We start from the raw sequence: 22,859 nt of genomic DNA on the forward strand, positions 1-22,859 counted from the left end.
TCGATTGGTATGACTCAAATGAGTTAGAAAAATTCTATTGTGAAAATTGTGGATTTGAGATTTTCCAAACTAAAGAGCAAGAAAATGATAAAAATAAATTAGTTTCAGCATTTTATAAATATAGTTAACACTCACAAAACTAGTGGGTGTTTTTGTTTTATTATATAATTTATACACATGTATTATAAATTATATAATTTTGTTGCATTTTTCATTCCACCCAAACATGTCACTGGGTGGTTTTTGTTTATTTTCTTTTTATAAGGGTACAATCGAATAATAACTTATTTACTAAATAGTATTTCCGACAGCCCACTGTATAAGTGGGTCTTTTTTTATATGAAGAAACTGGATTAAGTAAGATAAATTTAAAGGATATTGTAGAAATAAAATAGTCATTGTTAAACTAAAAAAGTATTTCAATTATCTATTTCTATTTCCCGCCCATGGTACCAATATAGAAATTAAGTTGAGCGCCTAGAAAAAGATTTGAAGAAACTTAAAAATATAAAATATAAGTACATATAACACTAAATAGTTTTGTCACATTATAAATATGACCCACACATGTGATTTCGTGATATTTTGTATTAATAGGTTGTTGATTTTCTAATATGAACTTATATTAGAACTTAAAATATAGGGTATGTATAAGTAAAGTATTTCAATGAGGTGTTATTTTTGATTTTAAATGAAACTATAAATAGATATTTGAAACTATTGTCAGACGAAAATTCAGCAGAACTAATATATTATAAAGATAAAAATATCATATCAAAGTTCTTTTACAATTTATTTAAACATCCAAGAAATAAAAGTAAAGAATTACTATATTTAGATTCTATTGATGATGATGAATTTTATCAATTATTTTGTGCATATATTATAGGTAGTGATGTTCTAACAATACCAGATTGTTTAAACCATGATATTAAAAAAATAGGGGGCATAGGAGCGTTTTTTATAGAAAGTGTTGAAGTATTGAAAACTAGATTACCTATAAAACATGAGGCAGCAATTCACTTCAAAGATAAAGACTGTAATTTTGTAATTGAATCTCTTACAGCTTTTCAACATCAATTTTTATATACAGGTAGTTTTTTAGAAAGAAAATTGTTAATAATAGAACTTTTAAGAACTGATATTAATATAAATAAAATTCACGTAGATGTAGGAATTAGTCCATTTATATTATCTAAATTAAAAATGGATAATAACAGGTTAGATTATATAGATTGTACTACTTTAGAGAAATTATACGAATACGCAAAAGCCCACCTAAATAAATAGGTGGGTATTTTACGTGTCAAATACGTGTCATTTTAGTTATATTTCTTTAATTTTAGTTAGAAACAAAATGCTGTTATTTAGCGTATTTGAGCCGTTTTAATATGAATTAGAAAGTTAACTAATGCCCTCACTCTCCGTTAATTACATAATTTGAGCTTTCTTGAAACATCGAAAACCTGGATATAATGGGGTTTCGGTGTTTTTTTATATAAGCTTTCATAGAATATGTCAACAGCATGTCAAATTGGCATAAAAAATTAAAATATCCATGTCAAAATTAAGGTTTCGTAGACGTAAATTGAAATAGAGGTACTTTTAAATGGCAACTGAACACTAGAAGGGCACAAAAGTCTGATATGATTTATTAACTAAAGGCAGTAGAATATTTGGTAATAAAATGAGAGTGCGTTCAGTTGATGAAGGTATAAAAAGGTTGTTGAGTTAGTAGAACAAGATAGAAAAAAATAAAAATATCACTTTTACAAACAATGATGGAGTTGTATCGTAGTAATTTAAAACGATTAAAAATTTTGTGCTTTTCTTTATTATTATGACTAGAAAAACATCACTTTAAACCTACTTAAATGAATAGGTGGGTTTTTAATAATTTTGTAGTCTTAAAAATCTATCCAACTTTTCTCATTACTTAATTAACTACATTTTATATTGATTATAGTTTTGTAAAAGTTGAAATAGACTTTTTATTTGGAGATTCAATAAGTACAAGTTTATTATTCTCTTTTGCAATAATTCATGATATGCGATTATTTCATATTTTAAAGCTATTCCTATTTCTTTAATAAAATTTTCATTTTATCTACTTCTCCTTGTATGTTCTAACTTATTTTCAATATTTTTTTGAAATCTTTTATGTTCTCCTTGATTGTCTGAAATAATGCGACGTTATTTATATTATGTTACAAAAGAAGTATTAAATTCAGGAATCAATCCAGAATGGCTTTATTCCACAAAAGCAAACATGATTTTGAATGCAGCATATACTGGGGAGGGTAAACAATTTTTCTTCACAAAGGATATTGTTAAAGCTAGTAAAACTATTTCATTCTTTTAAGTTAGTACTATGAAGATAACAAACTCAGACGCACCACGTGAATATAAATACGAAATTTACTTCCATAAGATATCTGGCGAAAGACTTATACTATTATTACCATAAGGTTTATAGTTAATAGACAATCATTTGTATAAATACTATTAAAGTAGTAGTCGCAAATATCGCTGTAGTGTTGTACGAGATTTTAAAATACCAATGTATTATTTATTATATTTTCTTGGTTATTTTATTCTTTAAAAATATTTTGATTTTTATAATATAGGGTATTTATAATAAAGAATATCAATGAGGTGTTATTATTGTCTTTAAATATAAATATAAATATAAATAGTTACTTAAAATTATTGGAAAATGAAAGTTTAACAGAACAAAGATATTATCAAGAAAAAAATTATATATCTAAGTTTTTTTACAAGTTGTTTAAGCATCCAAGAGATAAAAGAAAAGAATTACTATATTTAGATTCAATTGATGACGAGTCGTTTTATCAATTATTTAGCGCATACACCATAGGCAGTGAATTACTAACAATACCCGATTGTTTAAATGAAGATATAATAATTTACGGTAATATAGACGATTTTTTCAAAGATAGAGTTAAAATTATGAAAGATAGATTGCCATTAAAACATGAAGCTGCAATCCATTTTAAAGATAAAGATTGTAATTTTGTTAAGGAGAGTTTACTTGCCTTTCAAGAAAAGTTTTCTCATCAAGATATATTTTAAATTTGTCGAAGCTTATTTGTGGTTTAATGCTTACGAAGCAATTGGTTTCTCAGGTACAAACGAACAAAAATTTAGAAATGCTTTTTATAGATACAAAATATTCTCAGAAAGGATATGGCACTAAAACACTACAGTATCTAATTGAGGTATTTAACTAGTTTATTTATATTAGGTAAAATAGCATATTCAATACAGAATATACATTATTTAAAAGTTGCTTGTTAGATTTAGTATTATGAATTTTATTTCTAGATTGTTTTTCATTTATAGTATTACAGCTAATATATTTATTTAGATACATTACTGTGTGGCTTTTTTATTTATGTAGCCTACCCACTTATTTTTGAAATCATATAAAGAATAAAATTCTTCATTATTACCAAGTACGTAACTATATTTGGCATTTAAAGTTTTTCCATAGAAGTTTTTGCTTAGACCTTTTTTGTTGTCGAAATAAAAAGAATCCCAGATTACATAATTGTTTTTATTTATTTTGACTTTTTTATTCAGTAGCGTTCCTTTTAAATCAGAAACATCTCTTTTATTAAAATAACCTATCCATTTATTTTTATTATCATATAGAGATAAATAAGTTTGTCCATTGTTATGTTTGTATATATATTTCGCTTTATAAACATTACCGAGTTTAATATGAGTCAGGGGTTTCTTAATATGAAATTGAAAATCGTTCCAAACGGAAATATTACTTTTGGATACAGTGACATCTTTGTTGTAGACATGACCAACTGGAATGTTTGTCCAATTTTTTATTAATTTCAAATTTGTATCATTTATTTTGGTGGCAAAGTTTAGCGGGCTAGAACCATAAGCATGTACTCCAATAATTTTCTTGTCTGTATTCCATACTGGACTGCCACTTTGTCCACCATAAGTATCTATATCATAATAAACATTAAAATTAGTAAATTTTTTTAATAGACCGTTTCCTTTATATGATGTCCAATTGCCTTTATCAGCAGGGTATCCAGCTGTTTCTATAGGTTCGCTTAATTTCATTTTGTTAGTTATTCCTAAAGAACCTGTTTGGTATCCAAGAGAGGTTTTTAACTTAATAACTGCTAAATCATGTTGAGAAGATTGAGAATTGATCCATTCTGGTAATACATATTTTTTATCTACTTTTGCTTTACCTATAGTAGCTTTGTTAGCTCTTGCTCCAGCATAAGCTGTTATTTCAGTAGCCCAACCACCAAGTCTTGAATCGTAAACGTTATGCGCTGCTGTAAGTATTGTATCAGGAGCAATCACAGTACCTGTACCAATATAAGTTATATTGGTAAATGTCATGTTTAAAAGTACTATAGTTTTATAGGGATAAGAGGTATAATTCTCTACTAATATACGGTCATCTTTGCCTAAAATTCTTTCTATATCAATTCCAGTGGCTTCTTCTATAGGTCTAAGGTTTTCTTGCGGTATCTCATAATCAACAGGTGTAGCATCTTTTATAGGTTTTGTGGGTTCAGTTATATATGTATCATCATTGTTTGTTGATGATGCACCAACACTTCTATCTTTTAAAACATAAGAGAGGAGCAATAGAATCGATATTATTAAAAGAGATCTCCTTATTAAATTTCTCATTATTTTAAATTCTCCTAAAAACAAAATTATAAAAGTAATATTCCTAAATTAATTAATCGCTGTATGTCACATAGATTAGTTTGTCATTGGTAAAATCAAATACTACTTTTAAGTCATTAAAGTATGCTTTCGTATCTAAGTTTTTAATTCTTGCAATTTTATAATCGTTCATAATTAACCAAGGTATATCATATTTTTGGATTTTTAAGGTTATATTTTCATAATTAGCATATATCCATTCAATTTTGTTCTTGTTATTTTTTATATCTATGGCATTTAATTCAAGCTCTTTTGTATCATTATAGTTGTAATCATGCACTTTAGTTATTCTCCTTTAATGAATTTATCTGAAGCCATAACAGCTAACAAATTATTTTGTCTTATGGCTTCTAATTTCATATTGAAAATTTGTGTAACGTACTGATCGGCGCTTCTAGGCACACTATTAAGTGTTTTTGAAAAATACTTCAACCATTCAATTTTATCTTCATATTTCATTTTACTAATTGCAAAATTTTTCTTTTGCCCGTGTCTAAATAACCGCGTAGTAAATTTTCCAGCAAATTGGTCCCGTGTTTTTTGATCTTTGTAAATTGGGCTTTTGTAAATGGTGTTATAAATTTCGTTAATTGTTGCAAAGTATTGTTTCCCTGTACTTTTCTGATGTGATAAATGTGTGCCATTATCAAAATTATTGACTACGACATAGTATTCGTAATCTGTTTTTATAGCATAATTCCTAGAGTTCATTAGAAATTCTATAGTGAATAGTTGATCTTCACCAGTTTGTGAAAATGTTTTAAATCTTAACTTATTTTTATCTATAATTGCTTTTTTAAACATTTTGAGTACAGATAAAGCATAGAACATACTATTTTCAATAATATTAGCTTTCGGAACATTTCCATTTTCAAATATAGCTTTAGGTACGCTTCTACCTTTACCTTTAACGCCGTATTTTCCAATAATCAAATCACTTTTATGTTTAATTCCATAATTATATAAGTCTTCTAAAGCACGCGGGTGTAAAAAATCGTCAGAATCTAAAAAGAAAATATATTGACCAATACTCATTTCAATACCTTTATTTCTTGGTTTGCTAGCACTACCACTGTTGAATTTTAGTCGTTTGAATTTAATTAACTTACTGTATTTTTTTGTATAGGATTTAATAATATTTAATGTATTCGAGTTATTTGAATGATCGTCTACAATTATTAGCTCATAATTGCTTTTCTCCATTGTTTGATTAATAACAGAATCGATTGTACGAGAAAGAGAACAATCGTTATTGTATGTTGGCATAACTATGCTTACTTTTTTAATTTTAAACGCCTCCTTTTTTACAAAGTTAGCAAAGAAGGCATTATTAGTATATGTAGTTAGTCGTTTTTTAAAATAAGTACAAGCAAAAATAATAAAAAAATAAGTTAGATTAACGAAAGTTATATATGGAAATAAAATATTAAATAGTAATACGATTTATTTTAATTTTAGGTTATGTAAGTAAATTTTTTATTTAGTAAATGATGTAAGCGGGTTAATAATATAGGGGGAGGTATATTAAAGGGTGTGTTGTACAATTGCTATAGTAGAGTTATAAATTAAAATATAGACTGACCATTGGTAAGATATTTAGAAGTTAATATTTGTTATAGAGTGGGTGACTAAAGTGAGTCTTATGTATAAGCACCAGCTCAAGCAATTGTTTTAAAGAACCAATAATTAATTTATTAAGTTAGCAGTTCTTAAGCAAGAGCTTTGGCGCTTGTATATATAATATTAAGTTAGTGATTCTTGTGTAAGAGCTTCAACAGCAAATTAAGAAAGTGGTATTAAAGTTTTCAATACAGTTAACTTTTCCAATAGAAAACGACGGATTTCGTTTTAAATAGTTAAGGTTTCTTTCAGTACCCATATAGCACAAATGCTTATATTTAACAAAAGTGATAGTTTAATTTAAGTATTTTTCTTTCATTTATAATTTCTTAATTATGATAAAAATTGTGAATTAATAGAAATGGATTTTTTGAATCACTGACTATAATTAAATATTTAACTTAGAAATATTTAATTATCTTGTTCGTTATTTAATACTTTGCCATTCTTAGCATCAATAGTCACTTCGTGTTTTTCTTTATCTTTTTTAAGGTCTAAATCATAAACAAGTTTCCCATCGTCTTTTGATAGTGACCACTCTTTGATGTCTCCGTCAAATTCTTTTTGACCTTTTTTAATGGCGTCTTTATAATCGATGGCTTCATTATAATTAAATGCTTCGTTATTATTAATTGAATCTTCGTTCTCTTGTTCTTTATTCAAGATTTTTTTATTTTTATCAGAGATAATAACTTCTGATTCTTTCTTATCACCTTGCTGTTCAATTTTATATGCCCATTCGCCATTGCTTTTTTCATATGAGATGCCTTTTAAATTTTGGTTGTCGTATGTTTCTTGGGCTTTTTTAATAGCGTCATCAGGACTTGTTTTGATTTTGTTGATAGCGATAACTTGGTTATCGGATTTTGTATCTTTTTTATTTTCAGATTTTGAATCACTGTCAGATGAACCATTTCCACAACTAGCTAATAATAAACTAGAAAACACTATTGCTGATAAACTTTTTAACTTCATCTGTTTCACTCCTTTATTATTTTTACAATAAATAATTACCCAACCTTTGATGTAGATAAAACATTAAAGGTGAAAATTTGATTATAACCAGTTGAATGAGTTGATTTAACTAAATTTTAAAATGAAAGTAACATTTATATTTTAAAATGATAAAAATAGTTAATAAATAGGAAAAATATTAAAAATCATAGGTGGTGTGCATGAATACTGTTAAATAAACATAAACACGTTATAATAATTATAACTGAGATGGAGGAATGACAGATTGGATTTTTGGTTGAAAACACAAGCTGAACAAAATAATAAAGAAATATTTATCGATGATGGTGTGAATCAAATTACTTTTGGAAAGATGTATGATAGAGCTAAAAGACTCGCTTATAGTCTAGAACAATTAGAATTAAGCAGAATAGGTTTATATATTAACAATACAATTGAATCCATAGTATTAATTAATGCTGCATGGGTAGCAGGTATAGAAGTAGCTATGGTCAATACGAGATTAACTAAAAAAGAAATGATTGCTCAAATGAAATCTATAGATGTAAGTACAGTCATAGCGATGGAACAGCTTCATTTAAGAGATATTAAAGTGATAGATTTTCAAACATTGCAGACTCAGGAAGGGTACGAATTCGAAGCGCCGTTCTCAATTGATCGTATCGCATCGATTATGTTTACTTCTGGTACTACAGGTCCTCAGAAGGCAGTGCCACAAACCTTTTACAACCATTATGCAAGTGCATTAGGTTGTAAAGAGAGTCTTGGATTTAATCAATCTACGAAATGGTTATCGGTATTGCCGATTTATCATATTTCTGGTTTGAGTGTAGTGTTACGAGCGTTAATTGAGGGTTTTACATTACGACTTGAAGCGAAATTTGACGCTGATAAAATGATGAAGATAATTAAAGAGGAAACACCTACACATATATCATTAGTACCACAAACACTAAAATGGTTAATGGACAAAGGGTGGCATCAACCATTCTCGATTGAAAAAATATTGCTCGGTGGAGCTAAACTAACCACATCGTTAATAAATAGAGCGTTAGACTATGGTTTACCGATTTATAATTCTTTTGGTATGACTGAGACATGTTCGCAATTCTTAACAGCAACACCAGAAATGTTGAAACTAAGACCAGACACGGTTGGAAAACCTAGCGATAATGTTGAAGTGAAAATTTCGCAGCCAAATGTTAATGGTCATGGAGAATTATTGATTAAAGGTGACAATGTCATGAATGGTTATCTTTTTCCAATGCATAAAAAAGATACCTTTGTAGATGGTTATTTTAAGACTGGTGATATAGCAGAAATAGATGAAGAAGGTTATGTCGTGGTATATGACCGTCGAAAAGATTTAATTATAAGTGGTGGAGAAAATATATACCCTTACCAAATAGAAACAGTCGCTAAAAAGCACGAATCTATCGAAGATGCAATGTGTGTTGGTGTTGAAGATGCTACATGGGGAGAAGTACCTTATTTATATTATGTTGCTTCAGAAGCTATAACCAATAAACATTTAATAGAATTCTTCCAAAATCATCTAGCAAAGTATAAAGTGCCAAAACAATTCAAGCGTGTTACTTCGTTACCTTATACATCAACAGGTAAATTGCAGAGAAAACATTTATAAAAGTAATAAGGAGTTTATATGAAAATAGTTGATATGCATCTATACCTCTATGACGAGCGCTTTAATACACCAATTATTACACCTAAAATAAAACTAGAAACACGTAAAGCATTGTTTGTAGCTTTAGTTACGGAAAATAATTCATATTACTATGGAGAGTGTAATGCGTTTGAAACTGATTGGTATACAAATGAAACGATTGATGATGCCCAAATACAAGTGAAAGATTGGTTCGAAAGTATTAAAGATATAGAGTTTTATACATTCGATGAAATATTACGTAGTTTAAAACATCTATCTAAATATCCGGCAACTAGAAGTATGATTGTAATGGCTTGCTATCAAATGTTTTTCAAATTAACAGATTTTAGCGTAGCCTATGGTGCAACAATTAGCGGTTTAGCAGAAGAAAATATTTTGCAATTATCCCAAACACAACCCCAACGTGTTAAAGTGAAATGGTCTGATTCAATTTTAAGTGATATTAAATCAATTAAACAATTACCATTTAAACCAGATATTGTTGTAGATGCAAATGAATCTATAACCGATTCGGAGATATCAAAGCTAACAACAATTGGGTATAATCAATTATTGTATATTGAAGAACCGTTTAAATCTTTAAATAAGCTAAATCAGTTTGATGCATACGAATTACCACCAGTTGCTATAGATGAAAAGGCAGACACGATAAATAACATATTAGAAGTTATAGATGATTTCGCTATAGACGTTGTTGTATTGAAACCATTTAGACTAGGTGGAATCGATAAAGTGATGGATACCATTAAAATTCTTAAGGAAAAAAATATAAAAATAGTCATAGGTGGTATGTATGAGTATGGATTAAGTAGATATTTTACTGCGATGTTAGCCCAATTTTCTAGTTATCCCAGTGATATCACACCAGAAGGTTATTATTTTGAAAAAGATGTGGTTGATCGTGCGGGTATATTAAAAGGAGACTCAATCTATTTTGAGCCTCCAAAGGTTAAAAGTACAAGATTAACACGAATTTATTGATTTTTTTTGTTATCTTTTTTCTTAAGGGGAACTGGGTCAAAGCCGCCTTTATGAAGCGGATGGCATTTTGAAATCCTTTTAATACCTAACCAAGTACCTTTTAATGCACCATACACCTGAATTGCCTCTCTGGTATATTCAGAACAAGTAGGATAAAAACGGCAAGTTGCGGGCGTCAAGGGCGATATAAATCGTTGATAAATATGAATGAGTCCAAGAAATATAGTTTTCATAAATTTTGCCTCCAACAAATAACTTAGCTTTAGCATAGTTAGTTTAACATAATAAGGGGAAGAGTGATGTATATGAAGTTTAAAGATAAAGATAATGACAACGTATATTTATCATATAAAGATAAAGAAGATATTGCTGACGGAAATCATGTACTTATTATTCCGAAATATAAAAATCAGTTGCTATTTACAAACCATAAATTACGTGGTGTTGAATTCCCAGGTGGTAAAAAAGAAGACGGAGAAACAAGTGAAGTAGCTGTTGCACGGGAATTATTTGAAGAAACCGGAGCAAAGATAGCGCAATGTGAGTATATTGCACAATATGAAGTACAACGTACGAATGGCTTATGTTTCACAAAAGATGTATTTATGGTAAATGTATCAGAGATAAGTGATCAAGATGATTATTTAGAAACAAATGGTCCTTTATTTTATAAGAATATAGCTGAGATCCCAGAGAGTAAAAAAAGTTATTTGTTGAAGGATGATGCGATTTTACACTGTTTAGAGAGAGTGATATCACTTGGATTTTATAAATAGAAAGCGTATGCCAATTGAATCAATACATCATATATTTGATGAAGTCACATATTGTGTTGATAACTTAAAAGTTCGAGGCTTAATAATGACGCCAAAAGAAGACGTAAAAAGAATTGTGATATATCTACGAGGTGGTAAGGGCCAAGTAGGTAAAGTACGAGCAGCTAGAATGATGCAATTTGCAAATACAAACACTTTAGTCTTTGGTCCATATTATAGAGGGAATAATGGTAGTGAGGGTAAAGATGAATTTTATGGGGCGGATTTAAATGATGTTATGGTTGCTATACGTATACTGCATCAAAAATACCCTTATGCTGCCATTCATATGGTTGGATTTTCCAGAGGTGGACTTCAGGGTTTGCTCACATTTCAAGATTTACCTATCTCAAGTTATATTATCTGGGGCGGAGTATCTGATATATACTTAATGTATGAAGAACGCGTTGACTTAAGAGGTATGTTGAAACGCATGATTGGTCATCCTAAAAAGCAAGCTGTTGCCTATCAGCAGCGAGATGCATTAGCTCAGATTACTAAGTCAAGCCCGCCTATACTTATTGTTCATGGTGGAAAAGATAAGCAAGTAGGCATTCATCATGCCTATCATTTAGCACAGCAATTAGAGGAAAAGGGAACAACTTATCGTACGTTTTATCAAATGTTAGAAGGTCATGTACCGAGACCATTGGCTCTAAAACAAACGCTTTGTGAAATTAAACAGTGGATGATAGATGTGGAAGAGAATAAAATATAATAGAGTATATCAAAAGAGAGGATTGGTTTCTAATACCCAATCCTCTCTTTTATATCATATAAATTAACAAATATTATTTAAACCCGCCACGTGTTGCTAGATCATCAACTTCTACCCCGAATTTTTCGAAGTTGTGATTGAAACGGTTAATTAAATCTTGAGCTTGCTCTCTATAGGCTTCTGGCTTACTCCAAGCATTAATAGGATTCAATAGCGTTTGAGGTACATCCTCAACTTCAACTGGAATATCTAAACCGAACATATCATCTTTAATATATTCAGCATCTCTTAATTGCCCTGTGATTGCTTGATTTACCATTTGTCTTGTGTAACTTAGGCTTATACGACGTCCTATGCCATATTTACCGCCAGTCCAACCAGTGTTTACAAGATAAACATCTACATCGTGTTGATCGATTAAGTTACCTAATAAATCAGCATAAACTTTAGCGTTTAGAGGTAAGAAAGGTGAACCGAAACATGTAGAGAATGAAGGTTCTGGCTCAGTTACGCCACGTTCTGTACCAGCTAATTTAGCAGTGAATCCACTCAAGAAATGATACATTGCTTGATCTTTGGATAGTTTTGAAATAGGCGGTAGAACACCAAAAGCATCTGCAGTTAAGAAAATAATTGTATTAGGATGAGCTGCTTTAGATGGTGTTACAATATTTTCAATGTGGTTGATTGGGTATGCTGCACGAGTATTTTCTGTGTATTGATTATCATCGAAGTCAACGTCACCATCTTCGTCAACAACAACATTTTCTAAAATAGTACCATATTTAATAGCGTCATAAATTTGAGGTTCTTTTTTATAAGAAAGGTTAATTGCTTTAGCGTAACAACCACCTTCAATGTTGAAAATACCATTTTCATTCCAACCATGTTCATCATCGCCAATAAGTTTACGTGTTGGGTCAGCTGATAGTGTCGTTTTACCAGTACCAGAAAGGCCGAAGAATAAAGCGACGTCACCTTTGTCTCCAACGTTAGCTGAACAATGCATGCTCATAATGTTATCTTTAGGTAGTAAATAGTTCATTACGGAGAAAATACCTTTTTTCATTTCACCAGCATACTCAGTCCCACCAATGAGGATAACTTTATGTTTGAATGATATGATGATAAATGTTTCTGAGTTTATGCCGTCAATTTCTGGATCGGCTTTAAAATGCGGTGCTGAAATAATTGTGAAGTTTGGTTTGATTTCTTGAGCTTCTTCTTTTGAATTAGGACGTATAAACATATTTTGAGCAAATAGATTATGCCACGCCAATTCATTTACAACAGTTAATTTCAATTGTGAGTCGTGATCACTACCGGCATAACCATTGAATACATATAGTTCATCTTTTTTGTCTAAATAGTTTAGAACCTTATCATATAATTTTAAAAATGTTTCTTCTTCAATCGGTTGGTTAATAGTACCCCAGTCAATATCATCTCTATAAGATGGCTCATTTACAATAAACTTATCTTTTGGTGAACGACCTGTATATTTACCTGTTCTAGCGTTAATTGCACCTAATTCGGTAAGTTCGCCTTCATCATTATCTAAAATCTTGTTATACAACTGTGTTGTAGATAATTGAAATAATGAAGATTTTTTGTCTAAAATACTTTCAATTTTGTTCGTATAAGTGTATGTATCTACAGCCATACTAATCCCTCCAACGCTATTTAGTTATTGTAAGCCTTTACAATTACAGAGTATAACACATATATATCAATAGTCCATACCAATTTAAAAGGAATTTTAAATAAATATTAATAAATGTAAAATTGACATTATATCGCTGATTCTGTACTATAGGACTTAACGGATTCTCTTATCCTGAGTGGCGGAGGGACATGGACCCAATGAAGCCCAGCAACCTCTTCTTAATACGAAGAAAGGTGCCAAACCGTTTGCAGACAAATATCGTCTGAACGATAAGAGCGAATGGACGTATAAGGGCCTTCTCTCTATTTATTGATAGTGTAGAAGGCTTTTTTAATGAGCTCAACAGAGAGAGAATTTTCGTAATTTAAAACTAAAGGAGCAAATTATGACTTACAATAGAAGATTATTCACTTCAGAATCGGTAACAGAAGGGCATCCAGATAAAATAGCGGATCAAGTATCTGATGCTATATTGGATGAAATATTGAAAGATGACCCAAACGCACGTGTTGCTTGTGAAACGACAGTGACTACTGGTATGGCGTTAATTTCAGGAGAAATATCAACAACAACATATGTTGATATTCCAAAAGTGGTCAGAGAAACAATTAAAGAGATAGGCTACACGCGTGCTAAATACGGTTATGATAGCCAGACAATGGCAGTATTAACGGCAATTGATGAACAGTCACCAGATATCGCTCAAGGTGTCGATACAGCTTTAGAGTATCGTGAAGACGCATCAGAAGAAGAAATCGAAGCTACAGGAGCGGGAGACCAAGGTTTGATGTTCGGTTATGCTACGAATGAAACGGATACATACATGCCTTTACCAATCTTCTTGTCACACCAACTTGCTAAACGCTTATCAGATGTACGTAAAGATGAAATATTAAATTACTTACGTCCTGATGGTAAAGTACAAGTAACTGTGGAGTATGATGAGCAAGATCAACCACATCGAATTGATACGATTGTCGTGTCAACACAACATGCTGAAGATATCGAATTAGCACAAATTCAAGATGATATTAAACAATATGTCATTTATCCAACAGTGCCAGAAGCACTTTTAGATGAGAACACTAAATTTTATATTAATCCTACTGGTCGTTTCGTTATAGGTGGACCACAAGGTGATGCAGGGCTTACTGGACGTAAAATAATTGTTGATACGTATGGTGGTTATGCACGTCATGGTGGGGGATGCTTTAGTGGTAAAGACCCAACTAAAGTTGATCGTTCTGCTGCTTATGCTGCACGCTATGTAGCAAAAAATATCGTTGCTGCTGAATTAGCAGACAAATGTGAAGTGCAACTTGCATATGCAATTGGTGTAGCTGAGCCTGTTTCTATTTCTATAGATACATTTGGTACAGGAAAAGTTAAAGAAAATGAATTGGTTGAGGCAGTTAGACAACATTTTGATTTAAGACCAGCTGGAATTATTAAAATGTTAGACTTGAAACACCCTATTTATAAACAAACTGCTGCATATGGTCATTTTGGTCGTACAGACGTACTATTACCATGGGAAAAGTTAGATAAAATTAATTTATTAAAAGATACAGTTAAAGCTTAACTAGAACAAAAAATTTTTTAACTTTATTCTCGAATGCTATGCGTTTATCTATTATAATTAAGTTACTGAACACATAAAGGAGCGTTTTTTGTTATGAATTCATTTGGACCATTAGAGATTGGTTTAATTGTGGCAATTGTTGTAGCAGTAATTTGTTTCATTTTATTTATCATTGCTTTGAAAAGTAAGAAGAAAGCACAACAAAAGGTAGAAGAACAATACAAAACCAGAGAACAAAAACTAAGCGATGAGCATGAAGAAGAATTAGAAAAAGAAAGAATAGAAAATAAAAAAACAGTAACAAAGCAAAAAGAAGAATATAATGCTACAGTTAGTTCGAAAAATAGAGAAATTGATGCATTGAAATTATTCTCTAAAAATCAAAGTGAATATGTAACTGATATGAGACTTATTGGTATTCGAGAAAGATTAGTAAATGAGAAAAGAATTCGCCCAGAAGATATGCACATTATGGCCAATATATTTTTACCTAAGAATGAATTTAATGATGTACAGCGTATTAGTCATTTAGTGCTTACGCGTACTGGTTTATATATAATTGACTCACAATTATTAAAAGGTCACGTATACAATGGTGTGAGTGCCGCACAATTTAAAGAACAACCAACAATGGAGCAAGTGTTTAACACGTTGGACCTTGATAGACAAGAACCACAAACTCTTGTATTAGATCAAAACGAAGATGAAAACTCATTATCTTTTGTTAATTATACGACTCATTTGAATGATATTGAGAAACTAGCTGGTGATATTCAAACAGAATTGAATTTAAAATTCACACCAACAACAATTTTATATTTCAATCCTAAAAATGAGGGTGATGTAACAATTTCAAACTATGCGCAAAGTTCAAATACCAAAGTGTTAGTTGGTCCAGAACAATTGGATGAATTCTTCAATAAATTTGTATTCCATGGTCGCATTCAATATAACGTTGAAGATTTACAACGTGTTATGGATGAAATTGAATCATTTAACTAAAGACACAAATTTCATATTTTGAGAATAAATAATGCTATGTAGTATAAACTGTCAACAAAAGTATTTAGACTTTTGTTGACAGTTTTTTTTGGATTATAAAACTTTAAAAATATTATCTGATACAGCCTACATATTTAATTTAGCCATAAATTAAATATACGATTGATGACATACGCTATAAAGAATTGCAAAAATAAAAATTAATTGTAAACATATAGGCATTTTTATTTATATATTTGGGAATATTGATTAGTATAATAATTAACAAAATAAAAAGGGGATTTTAACTTGGAAAATATTACATTTTATAATGGGAATGAAATGCCGATTGTTGGATTGGGCACATTTCGTGTGGAGAATAATGACGAATGTGCAGCATCAGTAAAACATGCAATTGAAAATGGTTATACACATATCGACACAGCAATGATTTATGAAAATGAAGATAAAGTAGGTCAAGGTATTGCTGAAGGATTAGCTTCAACAGGATTAAAAAGAAGTGATTTATTCATTACTTCTAAATTATGGCTTGATGATTACGGTCGTCAAAATGTCGCTGATGCATATGAAACAAGTTTAAACAAATTAGGTTTAGACTATTTGGATTTATATCTAATGCACTGGCCTGGAATTGATGAAGCACTGATGATTGATACTTGGCAGGGTATGGAAGACCTTTATAAAAATGATAAAGTGAAAAATATTGGTGTAAGTAACTTTAATATTGAACATTTAGAAGCATTATTAGCACAAGTTTCAATTAAACCAGTAATAAATCAAGTAGAATTCCACCCATATTTATTACAATCATCTTTAAATAGATATCTGGAAGTTCAAAATATTCATATGGAGTCATGGTCACCATTAATGAATGCACAAATTTTGGAAGATGAAACAGTAAATGAGGTAGCAAATGAAGTGGATAAATCACCGGCTCAAGTAATCATTAGATGGAATATTGAACATGGTGTTGTAGTAATCCCGAAATCGGTTACTCCTTCTAGAATAGAAGAGAATATTAATGTATTTGATTTTGTTTTAACAGCTGCACAAATAGAAAAATTAGATAACCTCAATGAAGAACGTAGAATTGGACCAGATCCTGCAAAATACAGTGGTCATTAAAGTATTATATAAAACTGTATTATTATTTAAGTGTTAATAATTAAATTAATGATTTAATGATATTTACTCGTTAACTTTGATTTAGTTAAATTTGCGATATAATATTACAAGCCTAATGAAATTGTCATTATTAAGCATGGACAATGTATATGACATAAAAAAGCCACAAAAACAATTTAATGGTTTTGTGGCTTTTTATAATGAACATTATTAGGTTTTCCGTTAAAGTATGTAACCTAATAAACAAGCTAAAAAGGAAACGCCGTATTGGAGTACAGAATAAATAATGAAATAAATAACTTTCTTTTTAGTCATTAATAGTTGGACGAGTTCAGATGATAAAGTAGAAAAGGTAGTAAGCCCACCTAATATACCAACGATTACAAAGGGCTCAATCCAATCTAACTTAAGCGATGTGCCTAATAGGAAACCAATGAGAAAGCTACCAACTATGTTAACGAAAGGTGTTGCAACTGGTAATACACCATTGAATTTGCGATTGCAAAAATTAGTAATAAAACCACGGATGACTGCACCTATGCCACCACCTAACATAATTAATAAACAGTTAATCATGAGCTACGTGCCCCCAATCTAACGCCGATATAGCATAAGAAAATTCCTAAAACATAACTACTGATTGCGTAAATAGCAACAGTTAGATATTCTTGTTGCTCAAATAAATGTATAAGCTCAAATTGAAATGTTGAAAAGGTAGTCATTGCACCCAACAAACCTGTAGTAATACCTTTTTTAAAAAGTGGATTATTCTTATAATATTGTATAGTTAGCGTCCCTAGAAAACCCATTAAAAAAGCGCCTAAAATATTAGCGATAAATGTACCAGTAGGAAATGTTGAATTAACATTCATAAATGAAAACAAGTATCTGAGTAGTGCACCGACAGCGCCTCCTACAAAAATATATAAATATTGCATTGTTGGCATGCTTCCTTTCTTAAAAACAGTGCAAGTTTTAGCAACATGGCATTGCTATTAAAGCTTATTTATTGTTTTTATAATATCAAATATAACTAGAAATTTAGAGTGTATTTGTAATTGAAATGTCCGGATTGTTTAAACTGAAGCATAATTTTATTAAATTAAAGATTCACTTTAACCACAATAACAGAGGCCAAGACATCAATTGGTGTCCTAGCCCCTTAATTAGAATATTATGCCAAATGTTGATAGAGAAGCAAGAATATGAATAATAATTACGACTAAAATAACGTATGGTAATATCTTACTTGCTTTTCGTATCCAATCTGACTCTTCGTGTAGATGTTTGATTGATTTATCAGCAAAAATAATGGAAATTATTAAAATGATAGCATTTATAATACTACAAACAAATATTAATTTTATCATTGAATTAAAATGCATGTTTAATAGAGGATTTCTTGTATTAAAATAAAAACTAATAATAACCAATAAAGTAGATAAATAAAAGTAAAGTTTTGAACGTGCCATTTGTACCTCCTAATGCAATTCATTTAACAATAATACCATAAATTTACAAAAAACTAATAGAATTTATATTTATATAGTATATTAACATATTGAATATGTGCTTATGTAGGGTTAGTTCCCTTAGTATAAAAAAGTTTAATATTACTGTAAAAATATTCTGATTTTAAGCAAAAAATTAGAATTAATTCTTTATAGGTGGTATAACTAAGTTGTATGGTTAATAACCGTTATCAAATAATTCTTTGTTGAATTATTTAATTAAGTCAGGAGGAATAAGTAATGGCAAAATTAAATGTTGAAGTATTTGCAGATGGTGCAGATATTGAAGAAATGAAAGCAGCTTATAAAAATAAACAGGTTGATGGTTTTACTACTAACCCAAGTTTAATGGCAAAAGCAGGGGTGACTGACTATAAAGCTTTCGCTGAAGAAGCTGTTCGCGAGATTCCTGATGCTTCTATCTCATTTGAAGTATTTGCAGATGATTTAGAAACTATGGCAAAAGAAGCTGAAATTTTAAAACAATACGGTAGTAACGTATTTGTTAAAATTCCAGTTGTAAACACAAAAGGTGAATCAACTATTTCTCTAATTAAAAAATTATCAGCAGAAAATGTACGTTTAAACGTAACTGCTGTTTATACTTTAGATCAAGTTAAAGAAATTACAGATGCTGTAACTGAAGGTGTGCCAACTTATGTATCAGTATTTGCTGGCCGTATTGCAGATACAGGAGTTGACCCAATCCCTATGATGAAAGAAGCTGCTGAAATTACCCACAGTAAAGACGGCGTGAAATTATTATGGGCTAGTTGTCGTGAAGTAATTAATGTTATACAAGCTGATGAAGTTGGTGCTGATATTATCACATGTCCAGCAGATGTTGTTAAAAAAGTAAACAACAATCTTGGTCGTGACATTAATGAACTATCAGTTGATACAGTTAAAGGATTTGCAAAAGATATCCAAAGTTCAGGATTATCAATTCTTTAATTGTAATAGTAAAATGAGTTTTATTTTAAATTTAAATATAACTAAAAAGGTGTCTGGGACATAAATATCTCTGACTAAAGAATAAACGTCAATTTCTATTAAAATTATATAGAAATTGACGTTTTCTTTGTTTTTATAAAATTTTGTAGCTCGTTGAGCTACTATTTTTCTTATGTTTAGTGCCATTAAGACAAAACCAAGCTCTCGTTTAACCTTATTTATTCCTCGAACCGACATGCGAGTGAAACCCAAAATAGCCTTCATAAATCCAAAAACTGGTAATACATCAATTTTTCTTTGACTATAGATTTTTTAGTTTCTGTTCCTGAAAGCTTTTGGTTAACTTGAGATTTGAAATATTCCCAATTATAATTCTTCATTAACTTTTTATTTATTTTCGAATGCAATTTCATACATTGATTTTTCAAGGGACAATTTGAACAATCATCGCACTCATAGAATTTAAAGTCTCTTTAGAATCCATATCTATCTTTTTTGTAAGTGTATCTTTTAAAACCGAGTCGTTTGTAATTTGGACAAACTATACATTGTACCGATTTTGTAACTTGCTGACGCCTAGGGGAATAGTATGAGTGAGAGACTACAGGCTCGAACCATACCCCAGGTAAGCATGCATGGTCAAAATCGTAAGATTTTAAATATAAAGAGGACCAATCCATATTAAGGATTAGTCCTCTTTTTTGAGATTGGGTATTTATGTCCCAGACTCTTTTTTACACATTAAAAATGTAAAATTTTGAAATATATCTGATATACTGTATATTATAAATTTTCTGGCTAAATAACTCCTTGTTCAATGTTATGATGCATGTAATGATTAGCTGGGAAGGAGTGAAGTAATGAAGATACAGCCACCTAATATTAATGGTTATTTAGAAAAGAAAGATTTAACTGATGTATTTGATGAAGTTGATGATCTAATAGAATTAGCAGAAATCTCAAATTCATCACTGGAAGAAAAAGTATTAGATAGGTTGTTAATATATGGATCAACTATCAAAGATTGTAGTTTTGCTAATTCAGATTTAGGGCGTACTGATTTTACAGATGTTGTATTTGAAAACTGTGATTTTTCTAATTCTCAGATGGATTATGGAACGATTCATAGGGTTACTTTTAAAAATTGTAGAATGACGGGAACATTATTCAAAAACATGAGATTAAGTCATATTACATTTGAAGAAGTAAAAGCAAATTTTATAAATTTAGTAGAATCGAAAATTGCTTCATTTAGAATCAATACAAGTGACCTAGAAAATGCTGAATTTCATAATACTCTGCTTAAAAACGTAGAATTTTTAAAATCTAATCTAAATAATATGTCAATCTATCAAACGTCATTAAAAAGTTGTGATATAAGTAAATCATTTTTTGGGAATATCACTGTTGGAAAAGATGATTTAATGGGTTGTAAAGTATCGAGTGAACAAGCCGTTCAAATTGCTAAGTTAATTGGCATCGTGGTCGTTGACTAAGTATAAAGAAATAAAATAGTGGTGATACATATTTATTCTAAAAACCGTCAAATTTAATTGAATCACTCTGATAATTGATTTATTATTTAAGGAAGTAACTGAAGTGATGCGAATGTGATAAAGGAGAACATTTCAAATGAAAGCAAATATCTTTGAGCAAAAAGTGAAAAAGCAGCTATGGTTTTTAAACAAAAAAGAGAAAAACAAATTAGATGAAGTGTTATCTAAAACAGTTGATTTAAATGAAAGCGATCAATTAAATCGTCCAGTCGCTTTCTCAAATCAATTTTTGAAGGAATATATTTTTAAAGAAAAAGTCGTTTCAAGCACGCAATTATTCGTATTATTATTAGGCATTTTAGGTACGTATATCATACTTATTGGTTTATTCTTGTTCGGTTTTTTGACAAGTTTGACTTCGGTACAATATTTTATTAAGCCAGAAGTCGAGCTATCAACTGTCACTGTTGTATTAACTTTGGTGGGAGCATTGCTATTAGTTATAGTCAGTTTATACATGATAAAAGTAGTAACTGGATATTTCACTAAAAAATTACTGGAATATAAACATAATAAAACCTTATAGTAATGAAACTATTTTAAAAGGTGAGAAAGTGTTAAACTTTCTTGCCATTTTTTATATATAAAAATATATGGGGCCTCTACAGTGATAAATGTACCATTATCAAAATAAATTATTGTGGATAAACCTTTGGATTTTAAGCCGTTAATAGTACAAGCATTGATATAATATTGTATAGGGGAACGTTGAGGTTTTACAGGGAATATTGTTGTTTGATAATCGATATAAATAGGTACTAACTTCTTAATCTTTAATATTCGTTTAGACTGTTCTAGCTGTACTTTATGTGAACGTTGATACTTTTCTAAAATGTAGTTAATAGTTTGATTAATTGGAGATGGATATATAAATTGATGTGTAGTGAATTGGCATATTGTAAGTATTTGTGGTCCTATTGCCGTTTTGAAATATAATATTTTAGTTAGATTAGACATGAATGTTTCACCTCATTTATTAAGATAATAATTTTTATACTTGCTTTTGACTCTATTTTGATAATTTTTTAATGTGGAAATTGAACAATTTAATTCTTTAGCTAATTCTTTTTGTTTATAACCGGCTAATTTTAATTGTAGCCAAAGTTGTTCTTTTTCTGATAATTGAGAAAGAAAATTATCATACAGGAGCCGAGCATCATCAAAGGGAGAATTAATATTAGAAATGTTATCTAATTCAAAAATGTTATATGTTTCAAAAGTATGTTGAGAACGAAAAAGATCGATAATAAAGAAATTGAGACGACGATATAAAAATGAATTTAAAGAAGATTTTTGAGGGATGTAAACTTTTGATAATTCCCACATTTTTATCGTGAGTAATTGTACATATTCATCATTATTGTACTTAATATTATATTTTTTTAGAAGAAAATAGATAATGTGTTTGAAATTTTTATATAGTTCATCAAAGTTCATTGTTAAACTCCATCGTTGTATATACAACATAAATTTCCGGATAGATTTATTTTATTGTGAAAAATAATAAATTTCATTTGCTAAATAGTAACATAAGGTGTTAAATAGAAGTCATAAGGTAGATAAATTTAAGTTTTATAACATTAACGCGTATTCAACTTAAAGATATAGCATTTAGAGATGAATATTATCTTCGGACAATTATCAGGAGGTTTGTATGGATTACGCACATTTAAATTTAGAACATTTTTTTGCGAAACATAATGATTTAGATATAATTAAAGATAAATCAGACTTTGTTATGATTAATAATATGACGAACGAAATGATGTATCGAGATGGTGAAATAGAAGGTGCAATAGATTTGAACCGTTATTATTATAAAAATAGATCTCAAGCAGCAAGTTTTATCATAATGGAATATCGTAAAAGTCAAGAGTAATGAAATTAAGATTTCATTACTTTTTTTTATGAATATGTGACAACAATCAGA

At 29.8% G+C, this 22,859-nt stretch carries 25 protein-coding genes, 1 pseudogene and 1 riboswitch; of the genes and pseudogenes, 14 read left to right on the plus strand and 12 right to left on the minus strand.

Features of this window, described 5'->3' with window-relative positions:
* Positions 1 to 681 precede the first annotated feature (681 nt).
* The 3 genes from ACSUE0_RS02760 to ACSUE0_RS02770 all read left to right on the plus strand — a co-directional run bounded on the left by ACSUE0_RS02760 (position 682) and on the right by ACSUE0_RS02770 (position 3,093).
* Positions 682 to 1,290, plus strand: coding sequence for a hypothetical protein (locus ACSUE0_RS02760; protein WP_119615071.1), 609 nt, complete (start codon positions 682 to 684; stop codon positions 1,288 to 1,290).
* Between the two features lie 895 nt (positions 1,291 to 2,185).
* Positions 2,186 to 2,362 carry a hypothetical protein gene (locus tag ACSUE0_RS02765; RefSeq protein WP_436956001.1) on the plus strand — a complete coding sequence of 59 codons (177 nt, stop codon included), beginning with the start codon at positions 2,186 to 2,188 and terminating at the stop codon, positions 2,360 to 2,362.
* A gap of 302 nt (positions 2,363 to 2,664) precedes the next feature.
* A complete protein-coding gene (locus ACSUE0_RS02770) occupies positions 2,665 to 3,093 on the plus strand; it encodes a hypothetical protein (RefSeq protein WP_436956003.1) in 429 nt (142 codons plus the stop codon).
* 300 nt (positions 3,094 to 3,393) lie between these two features.
* Here ACSUE0_RS02770 and ACSUE0_RS02775 read toward each other — a convergent pair whose 3' ends face one another.
* From ACSUE0_RS02775 to ACSUE0_RS02790, 4 genes are all read right to left on the minus strand, one after another.
* Positions 3,394 to 4,698 carry a trypsin-like serine peptidase gene (locus ACSUE0_RS02775; protein ID WP_436956005.1) on the minus strand — a complete coding sequence of 435 codons (1,305 nt, stop codon included), beginning with the start codon at positions 4,696 to 4,698 and terminating at the stop codon, positions 3,394 to 3,396.
* A 52-nt stretch (positions 4,699 to 4,750) separates the two neighbouring features.
* Complete coding sequence (locus tag ACSUE0_RS02780) at positions 4,751 to 5,017, minus strand: hypothetical protein (protein WP_436956007.1); 267 nt, start codon at positions 5,015 to 5,017, stop codon at positions 4,751 to 4,753.
* Positions 5,018 to 5,022: 5 nt separating this feature from the next.
* Complete coding sequence (locus tag ACSUE0_RS02785; protein ID WP_119614686.1) at positions 5,023 to 6,024, minus strand: glycosyltransferase family 2 protein; 1,002 nt, start codon at positions 6,022 to 6,024, stop codon at positions 5,023 to 5,025.
* Positions 6,025 to 6,768: 744 nt separating this feature from the next.
* Positions 6,769 to 7,332 carry a PepSY domain-containing protein gene (locus ACSUE0_RS02790; protein WP_119614685.1) on the minus strand — a complete coding sequence of 188 codons (564 nt, stop codon included), beginning with the start codon at positions 7,330 to 7,332 and terminating at the stop codon, positions 6,769 to 6,771.
* Positions 7,333 to 7,597: 265 nt separating this feature from the next.
* Between ACSUE0_RS02790 and menE the strand changes: the two genes are divergently transcribed.
* Complete coding sequence (gene menE / locus ACSUE0_RS02795; RefSeq protein ID WP_436956010.1) at positions 7,598 to 8,977, plus strand: o-succinylbenzoate--CoA ligase; 1,380 nt, start codon at positions 7,598 to 7,600, stop codon at positions 8,975 to 8,977.
* Between the two features lie 18 nt (positions 8,978 to 8,995).
* Positions 8,996 to 10,000 carry an o-succinylbenzoate synthase gene (menC, locus tag ACSUE0_RS02800; protein ID WP_119614683.1) on the plus strand — a complete coding sequence of 335 codons (1,005 nt, stop codon included), beginning with the start codon at positions 8,996 to 8,998 and terminating at the stop codon, positions 9,998 to 10,000.
* On the opposite strand, the gene yidD is transcribed toward menC, so the two are convergent.
* Complete coding sequence (gene yidD, locus ACSUE0_RS02805; protein WP_119604210.1) at positions 9,994 to 10,233, minus strand: membrane protein insertion efficiency factor YidD; 240 nt, start codon at positions 10,231 to 10,233, stop codon at positions 9,994 to 9,996. The two genes, menC and yidD, sit on opposite strands and share 7 nt — an antisense overlap.
* Before the next feature lie 72 nt (positions 10,234 to 10,305).
* Between yidD and ytkD the strand changes: the two genes are divergently transcribed.
* Both ytkD and ACSUE0_RS02815 read left to right on the plus strand, forming a co-directional pair.
* Positions 10,306 to 10,776 (plus strand): RNA deprotection pyrophosphohydrolase, encoded by a 471-nt coding sequence (gene ytkD, locus ACSUE0_RS02810; protein WP_430459423.1) that lies wholly within the window; start codon positions 10,306 to 10,308, stop codon positions 10,774 to 10,776.
* Positions 10,760 to 11,533: an alpha/beta hydrolase family protein gene (locus tag ACSUE0_RS02815; protein ID WP_182475173.1), complete on the plus strand. Its 774-nt coding sequence runs from the start codon at positions 10,760 to 10,762 to the stop codon at positions 11,531 to 11,533. The genes ytkD and ACSUE0_RS02815 overlap by 17 nt, the downstream gene beginning before the upstream one ends.
* Before the next feature lie 73 nt (positions 11,534 to 11,606).
* Here the strand turns inward: ACSUE0_RS02815 and pckA are convergent, their stop codons facing one another.
* A complete protein-coding gene (gene pckA / locus ACSUE0_RS02820) occupies positions 11,607 to 13,196 on the minus strand; it encodes a phosphoenolpyruvate carboxykinase (ATP) (RefSeq protein WP_436956013.1) in 1,590 nt (529 codons plus the stop codon).
* A gap of 166 nt (positions 13,197 to 13,362) precedes the next feature.
* Positions 13,363 to 13,475, plus strand: a riboswitch (SAM riboswitch).
* 109 nt (positions 13,476 to 13,584) lie between these two features.
* Between pckA and metK the strand changes: the two genes are divergently transcribed.
* The 3 genes from metK (at position 13,585) to ACSUE0_RS02835 (ending at position 16,908) form a co-directional block, all read left to right on the plus strand.
* Positions 13,585 to 14,781, plus strand: coding sequence for a methionine adenosyltransferase (gene metK, locus ACSUE0_RS02825; protein WP_119614680.1), 1,197 nt, complete (start codon positions 13,585 to 13,587; stop codon positions 14,779 to 14,781).
* A 93-nt stretch (positions 14,782 to 14,874) separates the two neighbouring features.
* On the plus strand, positions 14,875 to 15,783 hold the full coding sequence (locus tag ACSUE0_RS02830) for a nuclease-related domain-containing protein (protein ID WP_029376984.1): 909 nt from the start codon (positions 14,875 to 14,877) through the stop codon (positions 15,781 to 15,783).
* Between the two features lie 288 nt (positions 15,784 to 16,071).
* A complete protein-coding gene (locus ACSUE0_RS02835; protein WP_436956016.1) occupies positions 16,072 to 16,908 on the plus strand; it encodes an aldo/keto reductase in 837 nt (278 codons plus the stop codon).
* Positions 16,909 to 17,130: 222 nt separating this feature from the next.
* On the opposite strand, the gene ACSUE0_RS02840 is transcribed toward ACSUE0_RS02835, so the two are convergent.
* The 3 genes from ACSUE0_RS02840 to ACSUE0_RS02850 form a co-directional block, all read right to left on the minus strand.
* Positions 17,131 to 17,484 (minus strand): fluoride efflux transporter FluC, encoded by a 354-nt coding sequence (locus ACSUE0_RS02840; RefSeq protein ID WP_119614678.1) that lies wholly within the window; start codon positions 17,482 to 17,484, stop codon positions 17,131 to 17,133.
* Complete coding sequence (gene crcB / locus ACSUE0_RS02845; protein WP_119614677.1) at positions 17,481 to 17,846, minus strand: fluoride efflux transporter CrcB; 366 nt, start codon at positions 17,844 to 17,846, stop codon at positions 17,481 to 17,483. Before crcB ends, ACSUE0_RS02840 begins: the two co-directional genes overlap by 4 nt.
* Positions 17,847 to 18,074: 228 nt before the next feature.
* Positions 18,075 to 18,380: a hypothetical protein gene (locus tag ACSUE0_RS02850; RefSeq protein WP_436956018.1), complete on the minus strand. Its 306-nt coding sequence runs from the start codon at positions 18,378 to 18,380 to the stop codon at positions 18,075 to 18,077.
* Positions 18,381 to 18,659: 279 nt separating this feature from the next.
* On the opposite strand from ACSUE0_RS02850, the gene ACSUE0_RS02855 reads away from it, so the two are divergent.
* The gene (locus ACSUE0_RS02855) at positions 18,660 to 19,373 is read left to right on the plus strand and encodes a transaldolase (RefSeq protein ID WP_017722201.1); all 714 of its coding nucleotides are present in this window, start codon (positions 18,660 to 18,662) and stop codon (positions 19,371 to 19,373) included.
* Here the strand turns inward: ACSUE0_RS02855 and ACSUE0_RS02860 are convergent.
* Positions 19,362 to 19,915: pseudogene (locus ACSUE0_RS02860) on the minus strand (transposase); the annotation flags it as partial. The gene ACSUE0_RS02855 and the pseudogene ACSUE0_RS02860 overlap by 12 nt on opposite strands.
* Positions 19,916 to 20,233: 318 nt before the next feature.
* Here ACSUE0_RS02860 and ACSUE0_RS02865 point away from each other — a divergent pair.
* Both ACSUE0_RS02865 and ACSUE0_RS02870 read left to right on the plus strand, forming a co-directional pair.
* Positions 20,234 to 20,869 carry a pentapeptide repeat-containing protein gene (locus ACSUE0_RS02865; RefSeq protein WP_436956020.1) on the plus strand — a complete coding sequence of 212 codons (636 nt, stop codon included), beginning with the start codon at positions 20,234 to 20,236 and terminating at the stop codon, positions 20,867 to 20,869.
* A 136-nt stretch (positions 20,870 to 21,005) separates the two neighbouring features.
* Positions 21,006 to 21,455, plus strand: a complete 450-nt coding sequence (locus ACSUE0_RS02870; protein WP_119615298.1) for a hypothetical protein — start codon at positions 21,006 to 21,008, stop codon at positions 21,453 to 21,455.
* An 8-nt stretch (positions 21,456 to 21,463) separates the two neighbouring features.
* Here the strand turns inward: ACSUE0_RS02870 and ACSUE0_RS02875 are convergent, their stop codons facing one another.
* Positions 21,464 to 21,886, minus strand: a complete 423-nt coding sequence (locus ACSUE0_RS02875) for a competence protein ComK (RefSeq protein WP_436956022.1) — start codon at positions 21,884 to 21,886, stop codon at positions 21,464 to 21,466.
* A 12-nt stretch (positions 21,887 to 21,898) separates the two neighbouring features.
* The gene (locus ACSUE0_RS02880) at positions 21,899 to 22,366 is read right to left on the minus strand and encodes a sigma-70 family RNA polymerase sigma factor (protein WP_436956023.1); all 468 of its coding nucleotides are present in this window, start codon (positions 22,364 to 22,366) and stop codon (positions 21,899 to 21,901) included.
* Between the two features lie 217 nt (positions 22,367 to 22,583).
* On the opposite strand from ACSUE0_RS02880, the gene ACSUE0_RS02885 reads away from it, so the two are divergent.
* A complete protein-coding gene (locus ACSUE0_RS02885; RefSeq protein WP_017722196.1) occupies positions 22,584 to 22,808 on the plus strand; it encodes a hypothetical protein in 225 nt (74 codons plus the stop codon).
* Positions 22,809 to 22,859: the final 51 nt, after the last annotated feature.

The organism is Staphylococcus sp. AS1337 (assembly GCF_051408735.1).
GTDB lineage: Bacteria > Bacillota > Bacilli > Staphylococcales > Staphylococcaceae > Staphylococcus > Staphylococcus xylosus_B.